We start from the raw sequence: 22,248 nt of genomic DNA, 5'->3' as shown, positions 1-22,248 counted from the left end.
CAAACAGGGCTCAGACCGGGGTCGGGCTGTTGGCCGATACGGTCAGGTCGAGCGCGACATGGCCGTCTGCGGCGCCGAAGCGCAAAAAGGCCTCCTCGACCGCGGCGAAGACCGGGCCGGCATCGCCGCGCAGCTTGGTGCAGAAATTTTTGGAGCGCTCGAACACGCCCGACGCTTTGACGAAATCGATGCAGCCGTAGATCTCGTCCATGTGGTGACCGGCGCCGAGCGGGTAGAGGGAAAACTGCGCCGCGACCGGGCAGCCGGTATTGTCGGCCCGCATCACAGCCTGGCGGGCGGCGTCGATACGCGCGGCCAGCGGCCGGTCATCGCCGCTTGAAGCGTCAAGCGGCGTGCAGGCCGGGTCGTCGGGCTCGCCGGGACAGCCGCGCGAGACGGCAGCCGACAGCACGCAGTGGACCCCGCCGCGGGACGCGGCCACGAACAGATCGCGCATGGCCGGAAAAAGCAGTTCGGGCGGTCCGACCATCAAGGTGGAGATGTCGTCGGTCTCCAGCCTGAGCCGGTCGCGATAGGGATCGAGCGCCGACAAGGCGCCGAGGATGACACCGACGAAATCGTCGGACATGGGATAGATGGAAATCTGCGCGCCGGAAAACATGCTCGTCTCGCTCCGCTGGCATTACCCAGATCAGCTTGAGGGTCAGAAGGTTTCGCACCTTCAATCTCAGCCCCGGCGATACGGAGCACCCCTGTCGTGTGACGCACAGCTAGCACCGATTCGCCGTATGTGACAATGGGTCATTTGTGCAGGGCAGATATGCCGGCAACGGCGATAACGGCGCAGGACTGGACGGGACCGGCATGGCCGACTATCTCGGTGCGGATGGATAGCGACAACGCCGCCAAGACGACCGAGGACAGCCGGCTCGACAGGCTGCGCGGGACGCTGCGGCGCCTCTATCACGGCCGCACGCAGACGGCGCTGCGTTTCCAGTTCGCCGTGATCGTGCTCGATCTGGCGGTGATCGCGTTCTTCGTCGCCTCGCCGGTGCTGCGCGACCGTCCGTCCTTCCTGTGGGTCGACTACACCATCGCCGGCTTTCTGTTTGCCGACACGCTGGCACGCGGGCTCGCCGCCTCCAACGTGCTGCGCTGGCTGCGGCAGCCGACGGTGTGGGTGGACATCTTCATCCTGGTGACGCTGCTTTTTCCCTACACGTTCGCCAATCTCGGCTTCCTGCGCGTGCTCAGGCTGTGGTCGCTGTCGCGCAGCGGCTTCATCTGGAGGCCGCTCGAGCGGCGCGGACGCGGCGAATGGCGCGAGACGATGCAGGCGATCGTCAATCTGATGACCTTCCTGTTCGTGGTCACCGGCTTCGTCTATGCGAGCTTCTTCCGCAACGGCAGCGGGATCGAGGGTTATGTCGATGCGTTGTATTTCACCGTGGCAACGGTGACGACGACCGGTTTCGGCGACATCGTGCTGCCGGGCGTCTGGGGCAAGCTGACCGCGATCGTGACGATGATCATCGGCATTTCGCTGTTCGTGAAGCTGGCGCAGTCGATCTTCCGGCCAAGCAAGGTCTTCTACCCTTGTCCCGAATGCGCGCTGCAGCGCCACGACCCCGACGCCGTGTTCTGCAAATCCTGCGGGCACAAACTGCAAATCCCCGAAGAGGCATGAGGTTCACCATGAGCGCGGGCGCCAAGAAACCAGGACGCGGCCGTATCTACGGCTCGATCACCGCGACGATCGGCGACACGCCGCTGGTACGCCTCGACAGGTTCGCCAAGGAGACGGGCATCGTCGCCCAGCTTGTCGGCAAGTTGGAATTCTTCAACCCGCTCGCCAGCGTCAAGGACCGCATCGGCGTCGCCATGATCGAGGCGATGGAAGCAGACGGCCGCATCGCGCCGGAAAGAACTACGCTGGTGGAGCCGACCTCGGGCAATACCGGCATCGCGCTCGCCTTCGCGGCGGCTGCCAAGGGCTACCGGCTGATCCTGACCATGCCGGAGACGATGTCTGTGGAGCGCCGGCGCATGCTGGCTTTTCTGGGCGCGGAACTGGTGCTGACGGAAGGCGCCAAGGGCATGAAGGGCGCGATCGCGCGAGCCGAGGAATTGGTGGCCGAGACCGACGGCGCGGTGATGCCGCAACAATTCGAGAATCCGGCCAATCCCGAAATCCACCGCAAAACGACGGCGGAGGAGATCTGGAACGACACGCAGGGCGGTGTCGACATCCTCGTCTCCGGCATCGGCACCGGCGGCACGATCACCGGCGTCGGCCAGGTGCTCAAGCAGCGCAAGCCCTCGCTCACGGTGATCGCGGTCGAGCCGGAGGCCTCGCCGGTGCTTTCGGGCGGCGATCCCGGCCCGCACAAGATCCAGGGCATCGGCGCCGGCTTCGCGCCGAAGATCCTCGACACGTCGATCTATGACGAGGTGCTGACGGTGTCCAACGAGGCCGCCTTCGCCCATGCCCGCCTTCTTGCCCGGCTCGAGGGTGTGCCGGCCGGCATCTCCTCGGGCGCGGCTCTCGATGCGGCGATCACTGTCGGCACGCGCCCGGAAAACGCCGGCAGGCTAATGGTGGTGGTGATCCCCTCGTTCGCCGAACGGTACCTGTCGACGGCGCTGTTCGAAGGGCTCGGCGGCTGAACCACCCGCCCTACCCAAGCAGCAGGCGCGGCAGCCACAGGACGATGTCGGGGAAGGCGATCAGGACCCCGACCGTGACGACGTCGGCGACGAAAAACGGCGAGGCACCGCGAAAGACGTCCTGGACCGAGATCGGGTGGCGCTCGGACGCCACGCCGGCCACGACGTAGCAATTGAGCCCGATCGGCGGCGTGATCAGGCACAGTTCGCACATCTTGACGACGATGATGCCGAACCAGATCGCGACCTCGGTGCCCGACATGCCGAGCGCGGAGGCGGACGCCGTCACCTCGGCGCCGCCATTGAGCGCGATGACGGCCGGAAAGGCGATCGGCAATGTGAGGATCAGCATGCCGATCGCGTCCATGAACATGCCCAGTACCACATAGGCGAGCAGGATCAGCATGAGGGTGATGAAGGCCGACTGCTCGAGCCCCGCGATCCAGTCGGCGAAGGTGCCGGGCAGGTCGGCAAACCCCAGATAGCGCACATAGATCAGGACACCCCAGATCATGGTGAAGATCATGGCGGTGAGCTTGGCCGATTCCAGCAGCGCACTCTTGAGCTGCTGCCAGCGCATGCCGCGCCAGAGCGCCATCACCAGGACGACGAAGGCGCCGAGCGCGCCGGCCTCCGTCGGCGTGCCCCAGCCGCCATAAATGCAGAAGATGATGATGAAGACCACGAACAGGATCGGGAACGCGCCGGGCAGCGCCTGCAGGCGCTGGCCCCAGGTGAAGCCGCGCACGGGCGGGCCGAGATCGTCGCGCACGGAGGCGAGACCGACGACCAGAGCACCATAGATCAGCGCCGAGACCATGCCGGGCAGGAAGCCGGCCAGAAGCAGGGCGCCGACCGAGCTCTCGGTGATGATGGCGTAGATGACGAGGATGGCCGAGGGCGGGATCAACGAGGCGAGCGTACCGCCGGCCGCCACGACGCCGGCGGCGAAGCGCTTGTCGTAGCCGAGCTTGAGCATTTCGGGAATGGCGATGCGGGCGAACACCGCCGATGTGGCGACAGAGGCGCCGGAGACGGCGGCGAAACCGGCGGTGGCAAACACGGTGGAAACGCCGAGCCCGCCCGGCAGCCAGCCGACCCAGCGCTTGGCCGCCTCGAACAGCGCGCGCGTGAGGCCGGCATAATAGGCGAGATAGCCGATCAGGATGAAGGTGGGAATCAGCGACAGGACGTGGCTCGACATTTTGGAATGCGGCACCTGGCCGGCGATCTTGAGCGCCGTCATGAACCCGCGTTCCACGCCCTGGCCCTTGTCGATGGCGAAGATCAGGAACAGGCCGAACAGGCCGATCAGCGCGGTGGCGAAAGCAACGCGCACCCCGATCAGCACCAGCACGATCAACAAAAGCGACAACAGGACGGAGACTTCGATCGGACTCACGGGCGCCCTCCACCGCTGCCGGTATCGTCCCCGTCATCGACAAGGCCCGAGACGGTGCCGGCCTCGCGCTCGGCCTGCTGGGCGGGCGTCTCGATCAGCGGCACGGCGACCGGGGTTTGCGCATTGTCGACGAAGGCGCGGCCATAGGCCCACAATTGCAGGGCGAGCCGAAGCGCGAGCAGGAACAACATGACCGGCACGACCAGCTTTACCGGCCAGGTGGGCAGGCTCAAATCGATCGTGGAATCGCGGCTCCACCACGGGGCGGAGAAGTCGAAGCTGCGGTCGAAATGCAGCCACGAACCCCAGATCAGCGTCACCGACAGCGCCAGCAGCGCGAGCACGCCGATCCATTCGGCGGCGTAAAGCACGCGACCCTGCAACCTGCCGACGAGGATGTCCATGCGGATATGGCCGCCGAGGCGCTGGCAGTAGGCGATGCCGAGAAAGGCGATCAGCGGAACCGATTGTTCCATCCAGTCGACGAAACCGGGGACGGGGATGTTGACGATCTTGCGGCCGAGAATATTGGCGACCGAAATCAGCATCACGATCAGGATCGTCATGCCGGCAAGCAGCGCCAGCAGCTTTTCCAGCCGGAACAGGGCAAGGTCGAGCCGCGACAGCAGCGACCCGTCTTGCGGGATGGTTTGAGCGGACATGGGCCCTCCCGGAGAGCGCCCGGTCCCGCGCGCCTGTCGGGCGCGGGACCGGGGTCGCGTCAGTTGGAGCCGCGCATGTCCTTCAAGGTCGCCTGGACGAGGTCATAGAGTTCCTGGCCGGGAATGCCCTGGGCTTCCATGTCCTTGATCCATTGCTCACGGGTGCCCGTGGCGGCCTTGTCCTCGAACTTGGCGATCTCCTCGGGCGGAAAGGCGACTTTCTCGACCTCCTTTTCGGCCAGAATCGCCTCCCATTTTTCCAGCAGCTTGCCGTAATTGGCGAGGTAATGCTGGATCGCCTCGTCGACCGAGGAATCGAGCGCGGCGCGGTTCTCGTCCGACAAAGCCTCATAGGCATCGGTGTTGACAACGATCGGACAATTGACTGTGCCGGGATTGAGGTTCGCAGTCCACCAGTCGGCAAGGTCGATGGTGCGGAACGACAGATGGGCGTGCTGGGCGAAGGCGACCGAATCGACCACGCCGGCCTCCATCGCGTTGTAGGCTTCGGTGGCGGTGACGGAGGTCGGCGTTGCGCCGACGGTCTCGAAGGCCTTGCCGAGGCCGCCGGTGGCGCGGATGCGCTTGCCCTGGAAATCCTCCAGCGCGCGCGGCGCCGGTCCGGTGCCCACGACATTGTATTGCGGCATGGGCGAGGTCATCAACAGCTTGGCGTTCCAGCGCGCCAGGTCCTTTTGCGTGGCGGCGTGCCCATAAACGGCATGGGAGACCGCCACTTCCTCCTCCAACGTATTGACGCCCAGGAAGGGCAGTTCGAGAACGGTGATGGTCGGGTTCTTATCGGGATGGTAGCCGGCACAGAACTGCGCCATCTCGAAGGCGCCGACGGAGATGCCGTCGAGATTCTCCCGGTTCTTGGACAGACCGCCATAGGAAATGTTCATGGTGAAGTCGCCATTGGTCTTCTGCTCGACCAATTCGGCGATCTTATGCAGATGTTCCGTGAAAGCGCGGCGTTTTCCCCAAGTCGAAACGTTCCACTCGGTCGCGGCAAACGCCTCGCCGGCCACGAACGACATGGCCACTGCAGGAAGCAATGCGAATTTGAAGGACATGCCCATTGGTGTTTCTCCCATTTTTTGTAGTTATGGGAGAAAATCTAGCGGTTGAACGCAAATGCGCAACCCATCAATGCTGGGCGACATCTCCGCCGGCGGGCAAACGCCGTGCGCACGCCGGGCCCGGCCCGCGCATATAATGCTGCTCAGGCCGATAACGCGGCGCGAGAAATTCGCGGATCGTGGTCGCGCAACGCAGCATCGTGCTCCAGAACGCCATTTTGGTTCAGACTCCCGTCCCTTCGGTTATCCCTCCCGAATGAGTCGCAAGCTTACTGCCAAGTCATGAATTCCTGGTGAATGCCGGCGTCAACACATGCGGCCGATGCACGGCAATCGGGCCGCGGAAGCGGCCGAATCGTGCCCAAAAAGTGGAAAAGCGAAAAATGCGGGCGACGGGTTGGTTTTCGACGCCGCGTGATGCGCGAACGCAACACCGCTTCGCGCCCGAGCATCGGCATCAGGCCCGCGGCTTCTGGCGGCAGGGTCTCGGGCCCGCGGCAGCCGTCAGGTGGTGAAGCCGATTTTCTTGTGGGTGCCGTCGCACCAGGGTTTTTTGGCGGAATGTCCGCAGCGACACAAAAAGGCGCGCTGCGTGCGCTCGACCCTGCGGCCGGTGCCCGAGACGATCTCCAGATTGCCTTCGACCCGCAGACAGCCATTGGGCTGCGGCGTCACCGTGAGCGACCCGTCGCGGGCCTCGAGCGCGGCGCTGTCCTTGGCGGTCGGCTCTCCGGTTGCCCGAAAGCCGGCCTTGGCATGGCTGCCGTCGCAGAACGGCTTGTTTTGCGAGGCGCCGCACCGGCACAACACAGCGCGCAACAGCGCCTCCTCGCCGAGCCTGATGTCGGCATGGAGCGCGAGCGGTCCATCCTCACGCAGCCTGAGCGTGTTTACCGCCGGCGGCTGTTCCTGGGCACCGCCATCCTTGCGCCGGTAGGTGAGCGCGCCGGACGGGCAGCTTTCGATCACCTGGACGATGCGTTCGACCGCGGCCCGTTGCGGACGGATCCAGCCGCCGGGCGCGTTGGGCTCGAACACGTCGGGACGCCCGAGCACGCAATTGCGCGCGTGGATGCAGCGCCTGCCGTCGAAGCCGATATCGATTGCCTCGCCCTCGGTCGTCCTGCTCGCCATCGTCGCCTCCTGCCTTTCGGGTCGGTCTCCGACAATAGACCCATGCTCCGAGGTCAGGCAATCGCGCCGGGCAGGCCGCTCAGCGCGGCGCTCAGGCGGGCCGGTCTCAGCCGCTGCCAATCAAAACGCCGGCGGCGAAGACCAGCGCGCCGCCGAGCACCACCTGGAAGGACGCGCGCCAGAACGGCGTGTCCATGAAACGGTTCTGGATCCAGGCGATCGCCCACAATTCGACGAACACGATGGCGATCGCCACCGCGGTGGCGGTGGTAAAATGCGGGATCAGATAAGGCAGGGCGTGGCCGAGCCCGCCGACCGTGGTCATGATGCCGGTTGCGAGGCCGCGCTTGATCGGGGAACCGCGACCCGACAGCCGCCCGTCGTCGGAGGCGACTTCGGTGAAGCCCATCGAGATGCCGGCGCCGACCGAGGCGGCGAGCCCGACCAGAAAAGTCTGCCAGGTGTCGTGGGTGGCAAACGCGGCGGCGAAGATCGGCGCCAGGGTCGATACCGAACCGTCCATCAGCCCGGCCAGCCCCGGCTGAACGTAGGTGAGGATGAACTGGCGACGCTCGGTTTGATGCTCTTGCTCGCGCACGTCGCCCGGCGTGTGCTTGAGGCCGAGCCTATGGGCGAGATCCTCGTGCGACTGCTCGGCAGCCGCCAGGTCGCCGAGCAGCTTGCGGGTGGCGGCATCCATGGTGCGCTTGGCCGCCTCGGCGTAATAACGCTGCGCCTGGCGTTCCATCTCTTCGGCCATCCGGCGTACGTGATCCACGCCGAGCGGACGCACCAGCCAGTCGGGCTTGCGCTCGTAATAGCCGCGCACATGCTCGCGCCGGATCAGCGGAATCCGCTCGCCGAACCGCTTGCGATGCATGTCGATCAAGGCGGCGCGATGATCGTCCTCTTCGTCGGCCATCTCGTCGAAAATCTTCGCCGACTGCGGAAATTCCTGGCGCAGCCCGTCGGCGTAGGCGCGATAGATGCGGGCGTCGTCCTCCTCCGAGGAGATGGCGAGCGCCAAGATTTCCTGCTCGGAGAGCGTGTCGAAGGAGCGGCGGCCGAGGCCGAAGACGCGGGAAAGCATGAGAGGCACGTTCCAGTTTAGAATGATTCCAAACTAACGCGTCGCGTATCGCGTTTCAATCGTCGATTGACCGGGTGACAAAATGGCGCTGGCACGCGGGCACGAAAGTGACGATGATCGCCGGCTGGCAACAAGGATTCCGCCATGACTACAACCGACACCGCCCTGCCGAGCTTCGCGGAGATTCGCGCCGCGCGCGCCAGGTTGCACGGCGTGGCGGTCGAAACACCGCTGTTGGAATCGGCGTCGCTCAACGCCCGCTACGGCGCGCGAATCCTGGTGAAGGCCGAGACGCTGCAGCGCACCGGCTCCTTCAAACTGCGCGGCGCCTATAACCGCATCGCACAGCTCGACCCGGCGCAACGGGCGCGCGGCGTGGTGGCGTTTTCATCCGGAAACCATGCCCAGGGCGTGGCCGCCGCAGCGAAAATCTTCGGCATGCGCGCGGTGATCGCCATGCCGGCCGATACGCCGGCGATCAAGACCGGCAACGTCAAGGCGCTGGGTGCAGAGATCGTCGCCTTCGACCGGTTTCGCGACGACCGGACGGCGGTGGTGCAGCCCTTCGTCGACGACGGCATGGTGCTGGTGCCGCCCTTCGACGACCCGGCGATCATAACCGGCCAGGGCACGGTCGGGCTGGAACTGGCCGAACAGGCTGAGGCCGCCAATGCCAGACTGGACATGGTGCTGGTGCCATGCGGCGGCGGCGGGCTGACGGCCGGGATCGCGCTCGCGCTGGAGGCGATGGCCCCGCAGGCGCGGGTCTGGGCGGTCGAGCCGGAGAATTTCGACGACTGGGCCCGTTCGCTGGCGGCGGGCAGGATCGTCGCCAACCGGCCCGGCCACGCATCGCTCTGCGACGCGATCCTGACCGCCGCGCCCGGCGGGCTCCCCTTCGCCGTCAATCGCGGCCGGCTCGCCGGCGCGCTGACCGTCACCGACGACGCGGCCCTGGCCGCGATGCGCATCGCCGCCGAGCATCTCAAGCTTGTGGCGGAGCCGGGCGGCGCGGTCGGCCTGGCCGCTCTGGCCACGCCAGGGCTCGACATTGCCGGCAAGACGGTCGCGGTGGTGCTGTCGGGCGGCAATGTGGAACCGGCACTTCTGGCGCGGGCGCTGGGCGGGGCCGGGTGCGAATAGGCCAGAGCGCTTTCGATTGAACGCGCGAAGGCGGCATGCTGCGAAGCAAGCTGGCGCGACATGCCTCTGGCAGCGCCTCGATTTCGGACCCCCGAAGCGCGTCAGTCCAGCGTGCGGCGAAAACGCAGCAGGGCGAGGACGGAAAAGAAGACCACGAACCCGATCAACCAGGCGATCTCGGTGCCGATGGCGGCAAGGTCGGCGCCTTTCAGCATGACGGCGCGCACGACGCGCAGAAAATGGGTCAGCGGCAGGATCTCGCCGAAAAGCTGCGCCCACCCGGGCATGCCGCGATAGGGAAACATGAACCCCGACACCAGGATCGAGGGAAGGAAGAAGAAGAAGGCGAGCTGGAGGGCCTGCATCTGGGTACGGGCGATGGTGGAAATCGTGTAGCCGAGCAGCACCAGCGCCAGCACGAAGATCAGGATCGCGCCGAGCAAAAGCGGCAAAGAGCCGACGAAGGGAACGGAAAACAGCAGCTTGGCGGTGACCAGAACGACAGCCACCTGCACCCCGCCGACGACCAGATAGGGCAAAACCTTGCCGAGCATGATCTCGGCCGGGCTGGCCGGCATGGCGAGCAGGTTTTCCATCGTGCCGCGCTCGATCTCGCGGGTCAGCGCGATCGACGTCATCATCACCATGGTCATTTGCAGGATGACGCCGAGCAGGCCGGGAACGATGTTGTATTGCGAGATACCCTCGGGATTGTAGCGGCGGTGGACGACGACATCGAGCGCCGGACCGCCGCGCGCGCCGGGGGCAACACCGCGCTCGTGGTCGAGCGCGCGCGCGGCCAGCGTCGACAGCGTCGAGACCGCGCCCGAGGAGGCCGACGGGTCGGTGGCGTCGGCCTCGATCAGGATTTGCGGCGCCTCGCCGCGGTCGACCCGGCGGGCGAAATCGGATGGGATGGTGACGACGAAGGAGACCGCGCCGCGGGCCATCAGCCGCTCGGCCTCGGTCGCGCTGTCGGCGACGTGGTCGAAGCGGTAATAATTTGTCGTCTGGAGCGCGGACACGATGGCGCGGGTGTAATGGTCGTTGCCGGTGGCGACCAGCGCGGCCGGCAGGCTCTTGGGATCGGTGTTGATGGCGTAGCCGAACAACAGCAACTGCATCAGCGGCACGCCGAGCATCATGGCGAAGGTAACGCGGTCGCGCCGCATCTGGATGAATTCCTTCACCAACAGCGCGCCGAGCCGACCGAGGGAGAAAAACCGGTTCATCGGCTCGCTCCGCCGAGGACCCGGCCTCCTGTATTTTGACAGGCAGGGGTCGTCTCGGCGTTCATGCCATATTGTCCTTCGAGCCGGCCATGAACTGGATGAAAACGTCCTCCAGGCTGGTCTCGCCCGGCGCCACGGCAACGCCGTCGCGTGCGGCGATGTCGGAGAGTGCCGCCTCGAGTTTTTGCCGGTCGGAGCCCACGACATGCAGCGTGGCGCCGAAGGGCGCGACCTGCTCGACGCCGTCGCGGCTCTCCAGCGCGGCCGCGATGCCGGCGAGGCCCGGGCCGGAGACGATGTAGGTCACAAGGCCGGCATTGGCGACGACGTCGGCGACCGAGCCCGTCGTCAGCATCCGGCCATAGGAGATATAGGCGATGCGGTGGCAACGCTCGGCCTCATCCATATAATGGGTGGAAACGAGTACGGTCAGACCGTCGCGGGCGAGCCGGTGGATCTCGTCCCAGAACTCGCGACGGGCCTTGGGATCGACACCGGCGGTCGGCTCGTCGAGCAAAAGCAGCTTAGGTTGATGCATGATGCAGGCCGCGAGCGCCAGGCGCTGCTTCCAGCCGCCCGACAGCGTGCCGGCAAGCTGGTTGCGGCGCGAGGTCATGCCGAGATCGGCGAGCGTGTCGGCGACATGGGTCGCGACCGGCTTCAACCGGTAGAGACGGGCGACGAAATCGAGGTTCTCGGCGATGGTCAGATCCTCGTAGAACGAGAATTTCTGCGTCATGTAGCCGACCTCGCGCTTGATCTTGAGACCCTCCGTCAAGAGGTCGTAGCCGAGCACGCGCCCGGAGCCGGCGTCGGGCGTCAACAGCCCGCACATGATGCGGATGGTGGTGGTCTTGCCCGACCCGTTCGGACCGAGAAAACCGACGATCTCGCCCGGCGCGACCTGCATGCTGACATTGTCGACCACCGTCTTGTCGCCGAAGCGCTTGACCAGGCCGTGGACGTCGATCGCGCTCATCTCAATCCCCGGCGCCGGTTTCCGGCAGCGAGACATCGACGATCTGACCCGGCTTGAGCCGCGTGGCGCCGGCCTCCGGCCGTGCCTCGACCAGATAGACGAGCTTCTGACGGGTCTCGAGCGAGTAGATCACCGGCGGCGTGAATTCCGGTTCCGGTGAAACGTAAGAAACGCGCGCCGCCAGCCCGTCGGGGCAGCCGTCGCAATGGACCGAAAGCCGGTCGCCGACGGCAAGTGTGGCGAAGGCGGGTTCGGGCAGATAGAGCTTCAGCTTGGTGGCGCCGTCGGGCAGAAACGAGAGCACCGGCGCGGCCGGGCCGGCGATGTCGCCGGGGAACCGGATAATATCGTCGACGCGGCCCACGGCCGGAGCGGCAAGCGTGCGTTCGGAAAGCCGCCAGCGCGCGGTGAGCAGCATGGCGCGCGCCTGGCTGACGGCATGTTCGGCGGCCCGGATCGCCTCGGCGCGCGCCGGCAGGCGGGCGACCTCGAGATTGGCCTGCGCCTGGTTGAGGGCGGCCTCGGTCACCTCGACCGCGGTGCGCGCCTCGTCGAGCCGCGACTGGGTGGCGATGCCGCGCTCGAACAGATCCTCTATGCGGACTAGAACCCGCTCGGCCTCGCGGCGCTGGGCCTCGGCGGAGCGCACCGCCGCCTCCAGCACGGCGATTTCCTGCGGTCGTTTTCCCCGTTTCAGATCGGCAAGCTGGGCCTCGGCACGAGCAAGCGCCGCCTCGGCCTCGGCAACGGCGCTTTCGGCGTCGGCGTCCTCCAGCAGCGCGACGGGCTGGCCCGGGCTCACACGCTCGCCGCGCCGCACCGGCACACTACGCAATTGCGCCGTCTCGATCGGGGCGAGCAGCACATATTCGCCTTCGACATAACCGACAGCCAGCGGCGGCGGCGCAGCGCAGGCGGCAAACAGCAGCGCCGCGTAGGGGATCGCGCAGACGAGGTCCATCATGACGGCTTTCCGTGCGCTGCGAGAATGGCGTCGAGATTGGCGCGCGCGACGGCGGTGATCGCGCCGGCCTCGGCGGGGCCGATCTCGGCCCAACCCATGCGCCGCATCACCGCTTCACGGCCGATGCGGAAATAGACCACCTGTCCGATCAGGGTGAAGACGGTGATCTTGGTGCGGTCGCTTTCGGCCGGCTCGCCGGTGGCATGCTGCCAGAGCTGGCACAGCCGGCGATGGGTCGGCTCGAACACGCCGGAATAGATGCGGTCGAGCGCGGCGGTAGGATGGGCGAGTTCACGCAGCACGAACTGCACGATCTCGCCGGCTTCGGGCCGCGCGACGACAAAATTCACCATGCGCTCCAAGGCCTCGGCGAAGGCTTCTTGGGCGACCGCAGGCGACACCATGTCCTCCACATCGGCCGAAAACCGGTCGAGCGCCTCGGCGGCCATGTGCTCGATCGCGGCAACGATGTGGTCGGCGCAGGCGGCGCGCAAGCCCTCCTTGCTGCCGAAATGATAGGCGATGGAGCCGATATTGGCCTCGGCCAGGGCGGCGATCTCGCGCGTCGAGGTGCCGTCGAAACCCTTGGCCCCGAACAGAGCCAGGCCCGCGCGCACAAGCGCAAGCCGTGTCTGTTCTGCGGAAGCGGGCGGTGCGGCGGTCTGGCCGCGCGGGTCGGATGTCTCGGTCATGGAAAAGACTTTAATCAATCGATTGATTAATTTCAAGGCGCGATGCGATGCTCTTTGCGACCGCCCATGTCCCTGCTATCAGGCCCCGTCCCTCCTCGTATCGAAAGCGTAAGCAGGGGTTCTTCAACTCGGCGGCCGCGCGGTCCATATTCCCGGCAAGGAGGAGCCATGAGCGAAGCCCCCGACACGATGCTCGACCGGATCGGACGGTTTCTCGCCGACCGGCTGCGCACCGAATCCTCGGGCTACGAGCCCTACACCCCGTCCGATCCCGAAACGCTGCGGCGCACGCTCAGGGCCGGCGACATCTTGCTGGTGGAAGGCAATCAGCGCATTTCGGCGGCGATCAAATATCTGACCCAGTCGACCTGGAGCCACGCCGCGCTTTATATCGGCGACGCCCTGCCCGAACCCCAGGACGGCGCCGAGCGACCACGGCTGATCGAGGTCAATCTCGGCGAAGGCTGCGTGGCGGTGCCGCTGTCGAAATACCGCACCTACAACACGCGCATCTGCCGGCCGAGCGGGCTGACGCCGGAGGATCGCGACGCGGTCGTGGCCTTCATGGTCGAGCGTATCGGTCTCAAATACGACACCAAGAACATTTTCGACCTGTTGCGCTATTTCTTCCCGACACCGCCGGTGCCGGTACGCTGGCGCCGGCGCATGATCGCCTTCGGCTCTGGCGAACCGACGCGCGCCATCTGCTCGTCGCTGATCGCCCAGGCCTATCAGCAGGTGCGCTACCCGATCCTGCCGCGCATTACCCGCGCGCCCGGCCAGATGACGGCGCAATCGCGGTTTTCGCGCCGCGAGATCATGTCGATCCGGCATCATTCGCTGTTCACGCCGCGCGATTTCGACCTGTCGCCCTATTTCGAGATCGTCAAGCCGACGCTCGTCTTCGGCTTCGACTACAAGCGCCTGCGCTGGCTGGACACGAAGTCGAAAAATGAAGCGGCCAAAGACGGCGCCCCCACCGCTTCGAACGACACCGGCCAGGCGAAGCCGGCGACGGGCACAGGCTGACCGGCGGCGCCCGCGCATCGCCGATCGCGGCAAGGCCGCCCCGCAAACGGCAAGGCGGCTTGATCGCAACGAGGCGAAAAACACCGGAGCGGAAGCATGTCCGCCAGACCGGTTGTGCCGGCCGGCTTAGGCTTAGGCTCGCGCCCTCCGCCGTTCGGCCGGTGCCGCGTCAGGCGGCGGCCAAGTCGGCTGCACCAAGCTTGCCGAGTGCGCGCTCAAGAATGACCGCGTCCGGCTCGATGCCCAGGCCGACACCCTCGATATCGACGAATTCGATATCGGTAATGCCGAAAAAGCCGAGCATCGACCTCAGATAGGGGCGGGCATGATCCATTGCCGCAGCCGGGCCGCCATCCGTATAGGTGCCCGACGAGGCGATCACGACATAGACCTTCTTGCCGCCGGCCAGCCCCTGCGGCCCGTCCGCCGTATAGCGAAAGGTCCGGTGCGCCCGCGCGACATGGTCGAACCAGGATTTCAGCGTCGAGGCGATCGAGAAATTGATCATGCCGGTGGCGATCACGACGGCGTCGGCGGCAAGCAGTTCGTCGGTCGCCGCATCGGAGACGGCGAGGAGGTCGGCCTGGGCGGCGTTCAGCTTTTCGGCCGGGGTTTTCACCGCGACGGCGAAATCCTGATCGATATGCGGCAGCGGCGCGGCGGCGAGGTCGCGATGAACGATGCGCGCGCCCGGCGTCCGGCGCGCCAGCGCGTCGGCAACCGTCCTGGCGGCGCGGGTGGACAGGGATGTTGCACCGCGCGGGCTGGCGGTGACGAGCAATATCGAGGACATGGAGCTCTCCTTTGGTTCGGATAAAAGGCGGTTTTGCGCCGCTTGTTGCTCGGTCCTCAGATGGCCCGTTATACTCATCAAGAAAACACAGAAAATATCCATAAAAACCATCGGATTTTCAGATGGAAGCACATCCGACGCTCGATCAGATCGAAATTTTCATGGCCGTGGCCGAAACCGGCGGCTTCTCCGCCGCCGCACGCCGGCTCAACCGCTCGCAATCGGTGGTCAGCTACGCGATCGCCAATCTGGAAGCCCAGCTCGAGGTCAAGCTGTTCGAACGTGCCGGCACGCGCCTGCCGAGCCTGACGGAAGCGGGCGCGGTGCTGCTGGAAGACGCGCGGCGCATCATTGCCGGGCTGGAGGGGATGCGCGCCAGGGCGGGCGGCCTCAAAAGCGGGCTTGAGCCCGAAATCGCTCTCGCCGTCGACGCCACCGTGCCGACCCAGGCGCTTGCCCGCGTGCTCGGCGCCTTTGGCGACCGGTTCCCGACCGTCGGCGTGCGGCTCAATGTCGGCGCGCTCGGCATGGTGCACGACCAGATCCTGCGGCAGGAAGCGACGCTGGGCATCGCCGGCGGCCAGGTGACCGACATCGACGCGCGGGTGGTGCGCGCCGGCGTCGGCGCAACCTCGATGATTCCGGTCGCGGCACCAGGCCACCCGCTGGCACGAGCCGTGCCACCCGTGCCGATCGAGCTGGTGCGCGAACAGACGCAGCTCGTCATCACCGATCCGACCGACCACACGCGCGGCCGGGATTTCGGCGTCTTGTCGTTCCGCAACTGGCGCATGACGGACATGGGGGTCAAGCACGCGCTGATCCTGGCCGGGCTCGGCTGGGGCGGATTGCCGATTTCGACGGTGCGCGCCGATCTGGAAGCAGGACGGCTGGTGCGGCTGTCCATCGACGCCTATCCCGAACGCGCCTTTCCCCTGATCGCACTCCACCATGTCGCGCGCCTGCCCGGACCGGCGACCGCTTGGATGATCGACCGCTTCCGCAAGGAGCTTGCCGCCTGCGTCAACGCCGAGGCGCCGACACCGTCAGCCGTTTGACAAAAGCGCACGCGCCTCCTTCAGGCTCGCCGCGAACACGGCATGCGGCCGACGCGCGCCCTGGCGCTGCAGCATGCGGCGCACGGGCGGCGCGGCACCGGCGATGACGAAACGAATCCCGGCACGATGCGCCTTGCGCGCAACGCCGGCGATCACATTGGCCGCCGTGGTGTCGAGAACGGGCACGGCCGAACAGTCGAGGATGAAGTTCCGGCGCTGGTCGGCGATACGGTCGAGAACCGCACCGACGGTGGCGGCCGACCCGAAGAAGAAGGCGCCGGAAATGCGATAGACCACGGTCTCGGGCGAACTGCCCTCGGCAGCATCGTAGGCGGCACGGTCGCCATTGACGCTGTCTGCGACATCCTCCTCGACAAACGGCACGTGCGTCTCGACCGCGATCGACTTGGCCATGCGGTTCAAGAACAGGAGTGCGCCAAGCGCGAAGCCGACGAGAATGCCCTCGCTCAGATCGCGGAAGACCACGAGCAGGAAGGTCACGCCTAGGACCAGTGCCTCGCCGCGCGACGAGCGCACGATGGCGGCGATCGCGTGACGCTCGACCATGTTCCAGGCCACGAAAGCGAGCAACCCGGCAAGCGCGGCCAGCGGAATGTAGCGCGCGAGCGGCGCGGCAAGCAGCATGAAGGCAAGCAGGAACAGAGCGTGCAGCATGCCCGCGACCGGACCGCGCGCCCCGGCGCGTACATTGGTGGCGGTGCGCGCGATCGTCCCGGTGACGCAGATGCCGCCGAACAGGGCCGAGCCGATATTGGCGACGCCTTGCGCGACGAGTTCGCAATTGGAGCGATGCCGCCGGCCGGTCATGCCGTCGGCGACGACGGCCGACAACAGCGATTCGATCGCTCCAAGCAGTGCGAAGGCGGCGGCGTCAGGCAGCACGGCGATGAGCTTGTCGGAACTGAAGCCAGGCATTGCCGGCGCCGGCGGCATGCGCGGGATGTCGCCGAAACGGTCGCCGACCGTCTCGACCGGCAAGGAAAACACGGCCACCGCCACAGCCGCCAAAACGATGGCGATCAGCATGCCGGGCCAGCCGGGCCGCAAATGCTTGGCCGCGGCGATCACGGCGACGGTCGCAACGGCAACGACGAACGCCGCGGGACTGGCCGTTTCAGCCGCAGTCCACAGCACCGGCAGCTTCTCGATCAGCGGCCCCGGCTCCTTGCCGGGCAGAGCGAGCCCGAACAGGTCGCGCAACTGACTGGCGAAAATGATGACGGCGATGCCGGCGGTGAAGCCGACCGTGACCGGATAGGGGATGAACTTGATGTAGGTGCCGAGCCGCAGCAAGCCGATCGCGATCAGGAACAGGCCGGCCAGCAGCGTCGCCAGCAAAAGCCCGTCAATGCCGTGGCGCTCGACCGTGGCGGCCACCAGCACGATGAAGGCGCCGGCCGGGCCACCGACCTGAAAGCGGCTGCCGCCGAGCGCCGACACCAGGAAACCGCCGACAATCGCGGTGAACAGGCCCCGTTCGGGGGAAACGCCGGAGGCGATGGCGATCGCCATCGATAGCGGCAGTGCGACGATCGCGACGGTCAGACCGGCAACGGCGTCGGCGCGCAGCCCGGCAAGGCCGTATCCCTCGCGCAACACCGTGACCAGCTTGGGCGTGAAGAGCTCGCGAAACCCGGCCGCGGCCGGACGGGCGCTATGGGAAATCGACGACTGCACGGTCACACCACTCCGGTTCGGGCACGCCGCAACCGGCCGCACCACATACGGACAAGGCAAAACATCGGCGAAACCGGATCATGCCGCCGTCGCGGCAGACGGCCGCTGCCACACCCTAGCTACCCGGCTCCTTCAGGCGCACGCCGCGACCGCCCTCCGTGCTGGGCTGGTGATCGCCGATCAACTCGACGCCGGCCTCGTTCAGGGCCTGGATCACCTTGACCAGCGTGTCGACCACCCCGCGCACCACCCCTTCGGAGGCCTCCATGCGCTGAATGGTCGGCAGCGAAACGCCGGCCCGCTCGGCGAGCGTTTTCTGGTCGATACCGGCAAGCGCCCGCGCGGCCTTCATTTGAGCTGCGGTGATCACGCTTCGCTCTTATCCCTCATTGATAATCATTATTCTATATATAGTCATGTTTAAAACATCAATATGCATGGAAACCGGGACGGACCGATGCGCCAAGGCGCTGCGGGGCCGGTGCCTGCAGTCGCCACGGCATCAACGACGGCGATACCGTAACGCAGGAGCAAAATGGCTCAGCGGCCGGTGAAATAGGGTCCCAGGGAAACCAGCGTCACGGCCAGCACCGCAAAGGCGATGCCGCTTCCCTGAACGGCGTTCAGGCGTTCGCCGAACCAGGCGAAGGCGACGAGATTGACGGCCACGAGCTGGATCACGGCCGACAGGCTGAGCGCCACGCCCATCCCGAAATCGCGGATCAGGCGCAGCATGATCAGATTGCCGAGCGTATAGAGCGCAAGGGTCAACACCAGCCGGCCGGTCGACGGCGTCATTGTCCAGGTCTTGGCGACACTCGCGGCAGCGAGGAAGACCGCCGTTGACACACATAGTTGGAGGAAGCCCCACGCGCTCATGCCCGCGACCACCCTTTTTTGTCATCGGAGAGGATTCGCTTGTGCGCCTGCTCGAGCGTCCGGTCAAGCACGATTTTCAACCATTGCGCGAAGCGCCCGCACCGCGCCGTTCAGAGACCCGATATTGGAAACGGAACGCCCTGCGACCGGTCAGCCGCGTATGGCGATCGCCGCGGCGGCCCCGCCGAGAAAGGTCGCGGCCGTCCGGTTGAGAAGCCGCAAGGCGGCCGGGCGCGCGAAAAGCGTACGGGCATGGGCGGCGAGTGCCAGATAGGGCACCAGCACGACGATCAGCACCAGCGCCGTCAACCCCGCCAGAACTGCGTAGTCGCTTGCCGAAACCGCGGCGAGATCGATGACGGTCGGCGTGATGGCGAGGTAAAAGATCATGGTCTTGGGATTGCCGAGCGTGATCGTGACGCCGGAGACGAAACTCGCCATCAGGCCGCCCCGCCCCGTCTCTGCCGTCACCGTCTCCGCCACGATGCCAGCCGTCCAGAAACGATAGGCCAGCCAGGCGAGATAGGCCACACCGGCCCATTTGACGACCAGGAAGACCAGCCCGAAACTCTGCGCGACCACGGCAAGGCCGAGCACGACGGCGGTCAGATAGGTCAGATCGCCCAGGATCAGCCCGAAGCTCATGAACAATGCCGGACGAAAACCCGAACCGAGCGCCCGGGCGACCAGGGCGGTGATGCCCGGGCCGGGAATGGATGCGGCGATGGCAAGCGCGCCGGCGTAAGCGATGAAACCCGCGATCGTCATGGGTCGGCTCCGTTGTGCTGCGCGAGCCGATATCACACTTGCCGCGGCGAACGGCGGATTTTTCTATGGGCCAGCGCCGTCGCCCGGCCGCTGGCTGCCGCCGGCTCAGCGCACCAAAAAACCACCGCCGAGCGGATCGTCCGGCTCGACGGAGAACTCGGCGCGGCCGCAATAATAGGCACGACCAGAGACCCGGACCTCGACGCCGCGGCGGGCGCCGATGTCGACCTGCCGCTCGACGCAGGCGGTAAAAACAGCACCGGTGATGCTTTCGAACGACCGGGGCTCGCCGAGATCAACTGCGCCGGCGGCATGCATGGCCGCCATCCGCGCGGTAACGCCCGAGCCGGTCGGCGAGCGGTCGACCTGGGCATCGGCGAAAACGCAGATATTTTTCGTCGCAGCGCCCGCCCCGTCGCCGCCATCGGTCAGGATCGACCCGTAGAGAAAGGCGAGATCGTCGTGGTCGGGATGGGCGAGCGGATACGCGCGCTTGACCGCTGCCGTCAGCGCGCTCGCGGCGTCGACGAAGGCACGCACGGGATCGCGGCCGAATGCGAGACCGAACCGGTCCGCCTCCGCCAGGGCGTAGAAGGCACCGCCATAGGCGATGTCGAAGCCGACCGGGCCGAATCCGGGCAGGTCGACCGACCGGCCGGCGGCAAAGGCAAAGGAGGGCACGCTCCTGAACGACACCGCGCCCGCCCGGCCGTCGATGATCTCAACCGTGGCCTCGACCATGCCGCAAGGGCATTCAATGTTGACGGTGGCGACGGGCGCGTCGGCCGGCACCAGCCCCTCGTCGACAGCATACCGTCCCAGCGCGATGACGGCATGGCCGCACATGGTCGAATATCCCTGATTGTGCATAAAAAGCACCGCCAGGTCCGCACCCGGCAGGTCCGGCTCGACCAGCAGCGCACCGTACATGTCGATATGGCCGCGCGGCTCCAACATCAGGATCCGGCGCAGATGATCGAGATTGTCGCGCACATAAGCGCGCTTGTGCAGGATCGTGCCGGCAGGCAAAGGCGGATATCCAGCGGTGACGATGCGCACCGGCTCGCCGCCGGTATGCATATCGACAACCCTCAGCGGTTCGGTCATTAAAACTCCATCGCATAAAGCCGCCGGCCAGCCGGATCGTGAACCGTGGCTGAACGCCGGCTTCAATAGACGTTCAGATCAACAACGTCAGTATCCGTGCATCATCAAGCAACGATTGCCAATCCAGGGGGATCTTTATGTTGACGAAATTGACCGGCCTTGTCGCGATTGCCGCGGCGTTTCTTGCCTTCGGCGGCCAGACCGCCAGTGCCGAGGAAGTGCTGCTGCGCTCCAAACAAAGCGGCAAATACGTTACCGTCGCCAATGGGCTGCTTGCCGCGTCCGCAAACAGTGCCAGCCGGGCCTTGAGGCTCGACATGCAGCGCCTCGACGGCCGGACGGTGGCGTTTCGCGTCGTGGCCGACAATTCCTATATACGCGCCGGCGTGGGCGGCGGCACGTTTCTGGCAACCGGCAGCCCGCATGCACGCGGATGGGAACGTTTTCATCTGCTGGCGCTCGGCGGAAGCGCGCACGCGCTTAAATCGGTGCAGAACGGCAAGCTGGTACGCGCCGGCGTCGGCCCGGGCTCGCGGCTTGCCGCGGTATCGACGGGCAAGCCGCGCGGCTGGGAGATCTTTGATATCGTGCCGGCGCGCGCGATTCAGCCGCAGGGCCAACAAGCCCGTACGGGTGTCTCGGAGGCGGTGCGCGGCGCCTGGCGCATCGAGCAGGTAGCCGCGGCGCAGACCGGCCATCTGGTGAGGCTCGATCCGACCCAGTCGCAGGCCACCCGCATCGACATCGGTGCCGATGGCGGCATGCGCGCCAAGGCCGGCTGCAACACCATCACCGCAATGATCGCCCAGCATGGCGATGCCTGGCGCTCGAGCGCGCCGATGCAGACCAAGATGATGTGCCCGGACCGGGCGGCGATGAATGTCGAGCGCTCCTTCACGCAGGCGCTGACCGCGGCAAGCCGGGTGACGAAGCGCGGATCGCGGCTGACGCTGAAGAACCGGGGCGGCGACACCGTGCTGGTGCTGCGCAGGCTCTGACCGGCCGCAACGGGACCGGCGGGAGGCGGCAACGTCGGTGCCGGTTCCCGCTGCCGGAGACGCACCGCGTTCGCCCGCCAGGCGACGGCGCGCGATCAGGCGGCGGAAAACAGGTTCTGCAGTGTCGCGAATGACGGTCCGCCGCGGGAGAATTCGAAACTGCCCTCGTCCAGCATTTCGCGCGCGGCGGCCTCGACCGCCCCGAAGGCGGCGATGGTGAGTTTGGAGCCGAGCGAAATGCGCTTCACGCCCGCCGCGGCCAGTTCGGCGACCGACAGGCCCGGCACGGCGAGAACATTGACCGGCCGCGACACCGCCGCGCACACGGTGCGAACCGTTTCGATATCGGCCAGAGCCGGCGCATAGAGCACGTCCGCACCGGCCTTTTCGAAGGCTTGCAACCGCCTGATCGTGTCGTCGAGATCGCGGATGCCCCACAAGAAATTCTCAGCCCGGGCGGTGAAGACGAAATCGTGGCCGAGCGAGCGCGCCGCCTCGACGGCCGCTGCGACACGCTCAACGGCCAGCGAGAACTCGTAGATCGGCCGGTCGGGATCGCCGGTCGAATCCTCGATCGAGCAGCCGGCAAGTCCCGCGGCATCGGCGGCGAAGATCGTTTCGGCCGCGCTGTCGGGACTGTCGCCCTTGCCGTGCTCGAGATCGGCGGAGACGGGCAGGTCGCTCGAGGCGACGATCTCGCGACAATGGCCGATCATGTCGTCGAAGGGGATCGCCCCATCCGGCCGGCCGCGCGAAAACGCATAGCCCGCGCTGGTGGTGGCGAGCGCGGTAAAGCCGAGCGAGGCTAAAAACCGTGCCGTCCCGACATCCCACGGGTTGGGGATGATAAATGGCGCGGGCGCCTCGTGCAGCGCGCGAAAAATTCTGCCCTTGTCCATCATTCTTCCTC

The 22,248-nt window shown here is 66.4% G+C and carries 23 protein-coding genes and 1 riboswitch; of the genes, 6 read left to right on the top strand and 17 right to left on the bottom strand.

From position 1 onward, the window contains the following. Positions 1-10 precede the first annotated feature (10 nt). The gene (locus EP380_RS19290; RefSeq protein WP_127600133.1) at positions 11-622 is read right to left on the bottom strand and encodes a YkoF family thiamine/hydroxymethylpyrimidine-binding protein; all 612 of its coding nucleotides are present in this window, start codon (positions 620-622) and stop codon (positions 11-13) included. Further along, positions 613-725: riboswitch (TPP riboswitch) on the bottom strand. Its footprint overlaps the gene before it by 10 nt. Positions 726-847: 122 nt before the next feature. On the opposite strand from EP380_RS19290, the gene EP380_RS19285 reads away from it, so the two are divergent. After that, the gene (locus EP380_RS19285) at positions 848-1,648 is read left to right on the top strand and encodes a potassium channel family protein (protein WP_106572568.1); all 801 of its coding nucleotides are present in this window, start codon (positions 848-850) and stop codon (positions 1,646-1,648) included. An 8-nt stretch (positions 1,649-1,656) separates the two neighbouring features. After that, on the top strand, positions 1,657-2,628 hold the full coding sequence (gene cysK / locus EP380_RS19280) for a cysteine synthase A (RefSeq protein ID WP_420845877.1): 972 nt from the start codon (positions 1,657-1,659) through the stop codon (positions 2,626-2,628). A 10-nt stretch (positions 2,629-2,638) separates the two neighbouring features. Here cysK and EP380_RS19275 read toward each other — a convergent pair whose 3' ends face one another. The 5 genes from EP380_RS19275 to mbfA form a co-directional block, all read right to left on the bottom strand. Beyond that, positions 2,639-4,030, bottom strand: a complete 1,392-nt coding sequence (locus EP380_RS19275; protein WP_106572570.1) for a TRAP transporter large permease — start codon at positions 4,028-4,030, stop codon at positions 2,639-2,641. Continuing rightward, positions 4,027-4,692, bottom strand: coding sequence for a TRAP transporter small permease subunit (locus tag EP380_RS19270; RefSeq protein ID WP_127600129.1), 666 nt, complete (start codon positions 4,690-4,692; stop codon positions 4,027-4,029). The genes EP380_RS19275 and EP380_RS19270 overlap by 4 nt, the downstream gene beginning before the upstream one ends. A 59-nt stretch (positions 4,693-4,751) precedes the next feature. Then, positions 4,752-5,768, bottom strand: a complete 1,017-nt coding sequence (locus EP380_RS19265) for a C4-dicarboxylate TRAP transporter substrate-binding protein (RefSeq protein ID WP_106572690.1) — start codon at positions 5,766-5,768, stop codon at positions 4,752-4,754. A 510-nt stretch (positions 5,769-6,278) separates the two neighbouring features. Then, positions 6,279-6,908 (bottom strand): CDGSH iron-sulfur domain-containing protein, encoded by a 630-nt coding sequence (locus EP380_RS19260; protein WP_127600127.1) that lies wholly within the window; start codon positions 6,906-6,908, stop codon positions 6,279-6,281. A 106-nt stretch (positions 6,909-7,014) separates the two neighbouring features. After that, positions 7,015-7,998 (bottom strand): iron exporter MbfA, encoded by a 984-nt coding sequence (gene mbfA, locus EP380_RS19255; protein ID WP_127600125.1) that lies wholly within the window; start codon positions 7,996-7,998, stop codon positions 7,015-7,017. A gap of 144 nt (positions 7,999-8,142) precedes the next feature. On the opposite strand from mbfA, the gene EP380_RS19250 reads away from it, so the two are divergent. Further along, the gene (locus tag EP380_RS19250) at positions 8,143-9,141 is read left to right on the top strand and encodes a threonine ammonia-lyase (RefSeq protein ID WP_127600123.1); all 999 of its coding nucleotides are present in this window, start codon (positions 8,143-8,145) and stop codon (positions 9,139-9,141) included. A gap of 101 nt (positions 9,142-9,242) precedes the next feature. Here EP380_RS19250 and EP380_RS19245 read toward each other — a convergent pair whose 3' ends face one another. The 4 genes from EP380_RS19245 to EP380_RS19230 all read right to left on the bottom strand — a co-directional run bounded on the left by EP380_RS19245 (position 9,243) and on the right by EP380_RS19230 (position 13,008). Next, entirely contained in the window at positions 9,243-10,373 is a 1,131-nt protein-coding gene (locus EP380_RS19245) for an ABC transporter permease (RefSeq protein ID WP_127600121.1), read from the bottom strand. A gap of 61 nt (positions 10,374-10,434) precedes the next feature. Continuing rightward, positions 10,435-11,352, bottom strand: coding sequence for an ABC transporter ATP-binding protein (locus tag EP380_RS19240; RefSeq protein ID WP_127600119.1), 918 nt, complete (start codon positions 11,350-11,352; stop codon positions 10,435-10,437). A gap of 1 nt (position 11,353) precedes the next feature. Continuing rightward, complete coding sequence (locus EP380_RS19235; RefSeq protein WP_127600232.1) at positions 11,354-12,313, bottom strand: HlyD family secretion protein; 960 nt, start codon at positions 12,311-12,313, stop codon at positions 11,354-11,356. Continuing rightward, positions 12,313-13,008, bottom strand: coding sequence for a CerR family C-terminal domain-containing protein (locus EP380_RS19230; protein WP_127600117.1), 696 nt, complete (start codon positions 13,006-13,008; stop codon positions 12,313-12,315). Before EP380_RS19230 ends, EP380_RS19235 begins: the two co-directional genes overlap by 1 nt. A gap of 168 nt (positions 13,009-13,176) precedes the next feature. Between EP380_RS19230 and EP380_RS19225 the strand changes: the two genes are divergently transcribed. Next, positions 13,177-14,037: a YiiX/YebB-like N1pC/P60 family cysteine hydrolase gene (locus tag EP380_RS19225; RefSeq protein WP_106572579.1), complete on the top strand. Its 861-nt coding sequence runs from the start codon at positions 13,177-13,179 to the stop codon at positions 14,035-14,037. Positions 14,038-14,206: 169 nt separating this feature from the next. Here EP380_RS19225 and EP380_RS19220 read toward each other — a convergent pair whose 3' ends face one another. Then, on the bottom strand, positions 14,207-14,830 hold the full coding sequence (locus tag EP380_RS19220; RefSeq protein WP_127600115.1) for an FMN-dependent NADH-azoreductase: 624 nt from the start codon (positions 14,828-14,830) through the stop codon (positions 14,207-14,209). Between the two features lie 122 nt (positions 14,831-14,952). Between EP380_RS19220 and EP380_RS19215 the strand changes: the two genes are divergently transcribed. Further along, positions 14,953-15,888 carry a LysR family transcriptional regulator gene (locus EP380_RS19215; RefSeq protein WP_127600113.1) on the top strand — a complete coding sequence of 312 codons (936 nt, stop codon included), beginning with the start codon at positions 14,953-14,955 and terminating at the stop codon, positions 15,886-15,888. Here the strand turns inward: EP380_RS19215 and EP380_RS19210 are convergent. The 5 genes from EP380_RS19210 to EP380_RS19190 form a co-directional block, all read right to left on the bottom strand. Further along, a complete protein-coding gene (locus tag EP380_RS19210) occupies positions 15,877-17,592 on the bottom strand; it encodes a SulP family inorganic anion transporter (protein ID WP_164749921.1) in 1,716 nt (571 codons plus the stop codon). The two genes, EP380_RS19215 and EP380_RS19210, sit on opposite strands and share 12 nt — an antisense overlap. A gap of 109 nt (positions 17,593-17,701) precedes the next feature. After that, entirely contained in the window at positions 17,702-17,956 is a 255-nt protein-coding gene (locus EP380_RS19205) for a helix-turn-helix domain-containing protein (RefSeq protein ID WP_106572582.1), read from the bottom strand. Positions 17,957-18,126: 170 nt separating this feature from the next. Continuing rightward, positions 18,127-18,465, bottom strand: a complete 339-nt coding sequence (locus tag EP380_RS19200; protein ID WP_106572583.1) for a hypothetical protein — start codon at positions 18,463-18,465, stop codon at positions 18,127-18,129. A 150-nt stretch (positions 18,466-18,615) separates the two neighbouring features. Then, complete coding sequence (locus tag EP380_RS19195; protein ID WP_127600111.1) at positions 18,616-19,233, bottom strand: LysE family translocator; 618 nt, start codon at positions 19,231-19,233, stop codon at positions 18,616-18,618. A 105-nt stretch (positions 19,234-19,338) separates the two neighbouring features. Beyond that, on the bottom strand, positions 19,339-20,340 hold the full coding sequence (locus tag EP380_RS19190; RefSeq protein ID WP_127600109.1) for a proline racemase family protein: 1,002 nt from the start codon (positions 20,338-20,340) through the stop codon (positions 19,339-19,341). Positions 20,341-20,477: 137 nt separating this feature from the next. Here EP380_RS19190 and EP380_RS19185 point away from each other — a divergent pair, with 137 nt between their 5' ends. Next, complete coding sequence (locus EP380_RS19185; protein WP_127600107.1) at positions 20,478-21,338, top strand: META domain-containing protein; 861 nt, start codon at positions 20,478-20,480, stop codon at positions 21,336-21,338. A 95-nt stretch (positions 21,339-21,433) separates the two neighbouring features. Here the strand turns inward: EP380_RS19185 and EP380_RS19180 are convergent, their stop codons facing one another. Continuing rightward, positions 21,434-22,237 carry an isocitrate lyase/PEP mutase family protein gene (locus EP380_RS19180; RefSeq protein WP_106572587.1) on the bottom strand — a complete coding sequence of 268 codons (804 nt, stop codon included), beginning with the start codon at positions 22,235-22,237 and terminating at the stop codon, positions 21,434-21,436. Between the last annotated feature and the right edge of the window lie 11 nt (positions 22,238-22,248).

It is taken from the genome of Nitratireductor alexandrii (assembly GCF_004000215.1).
GTDB lineage: Bacteria > Pseudomonadota > Alphaproteobacteria > Rhizobiales > Rhizobiaceae > Mangrovimarina > Mangrovimarina alexandrii.
This window is presented reverse-complemented; position numbering and strand designations above follow the sequence as displayed.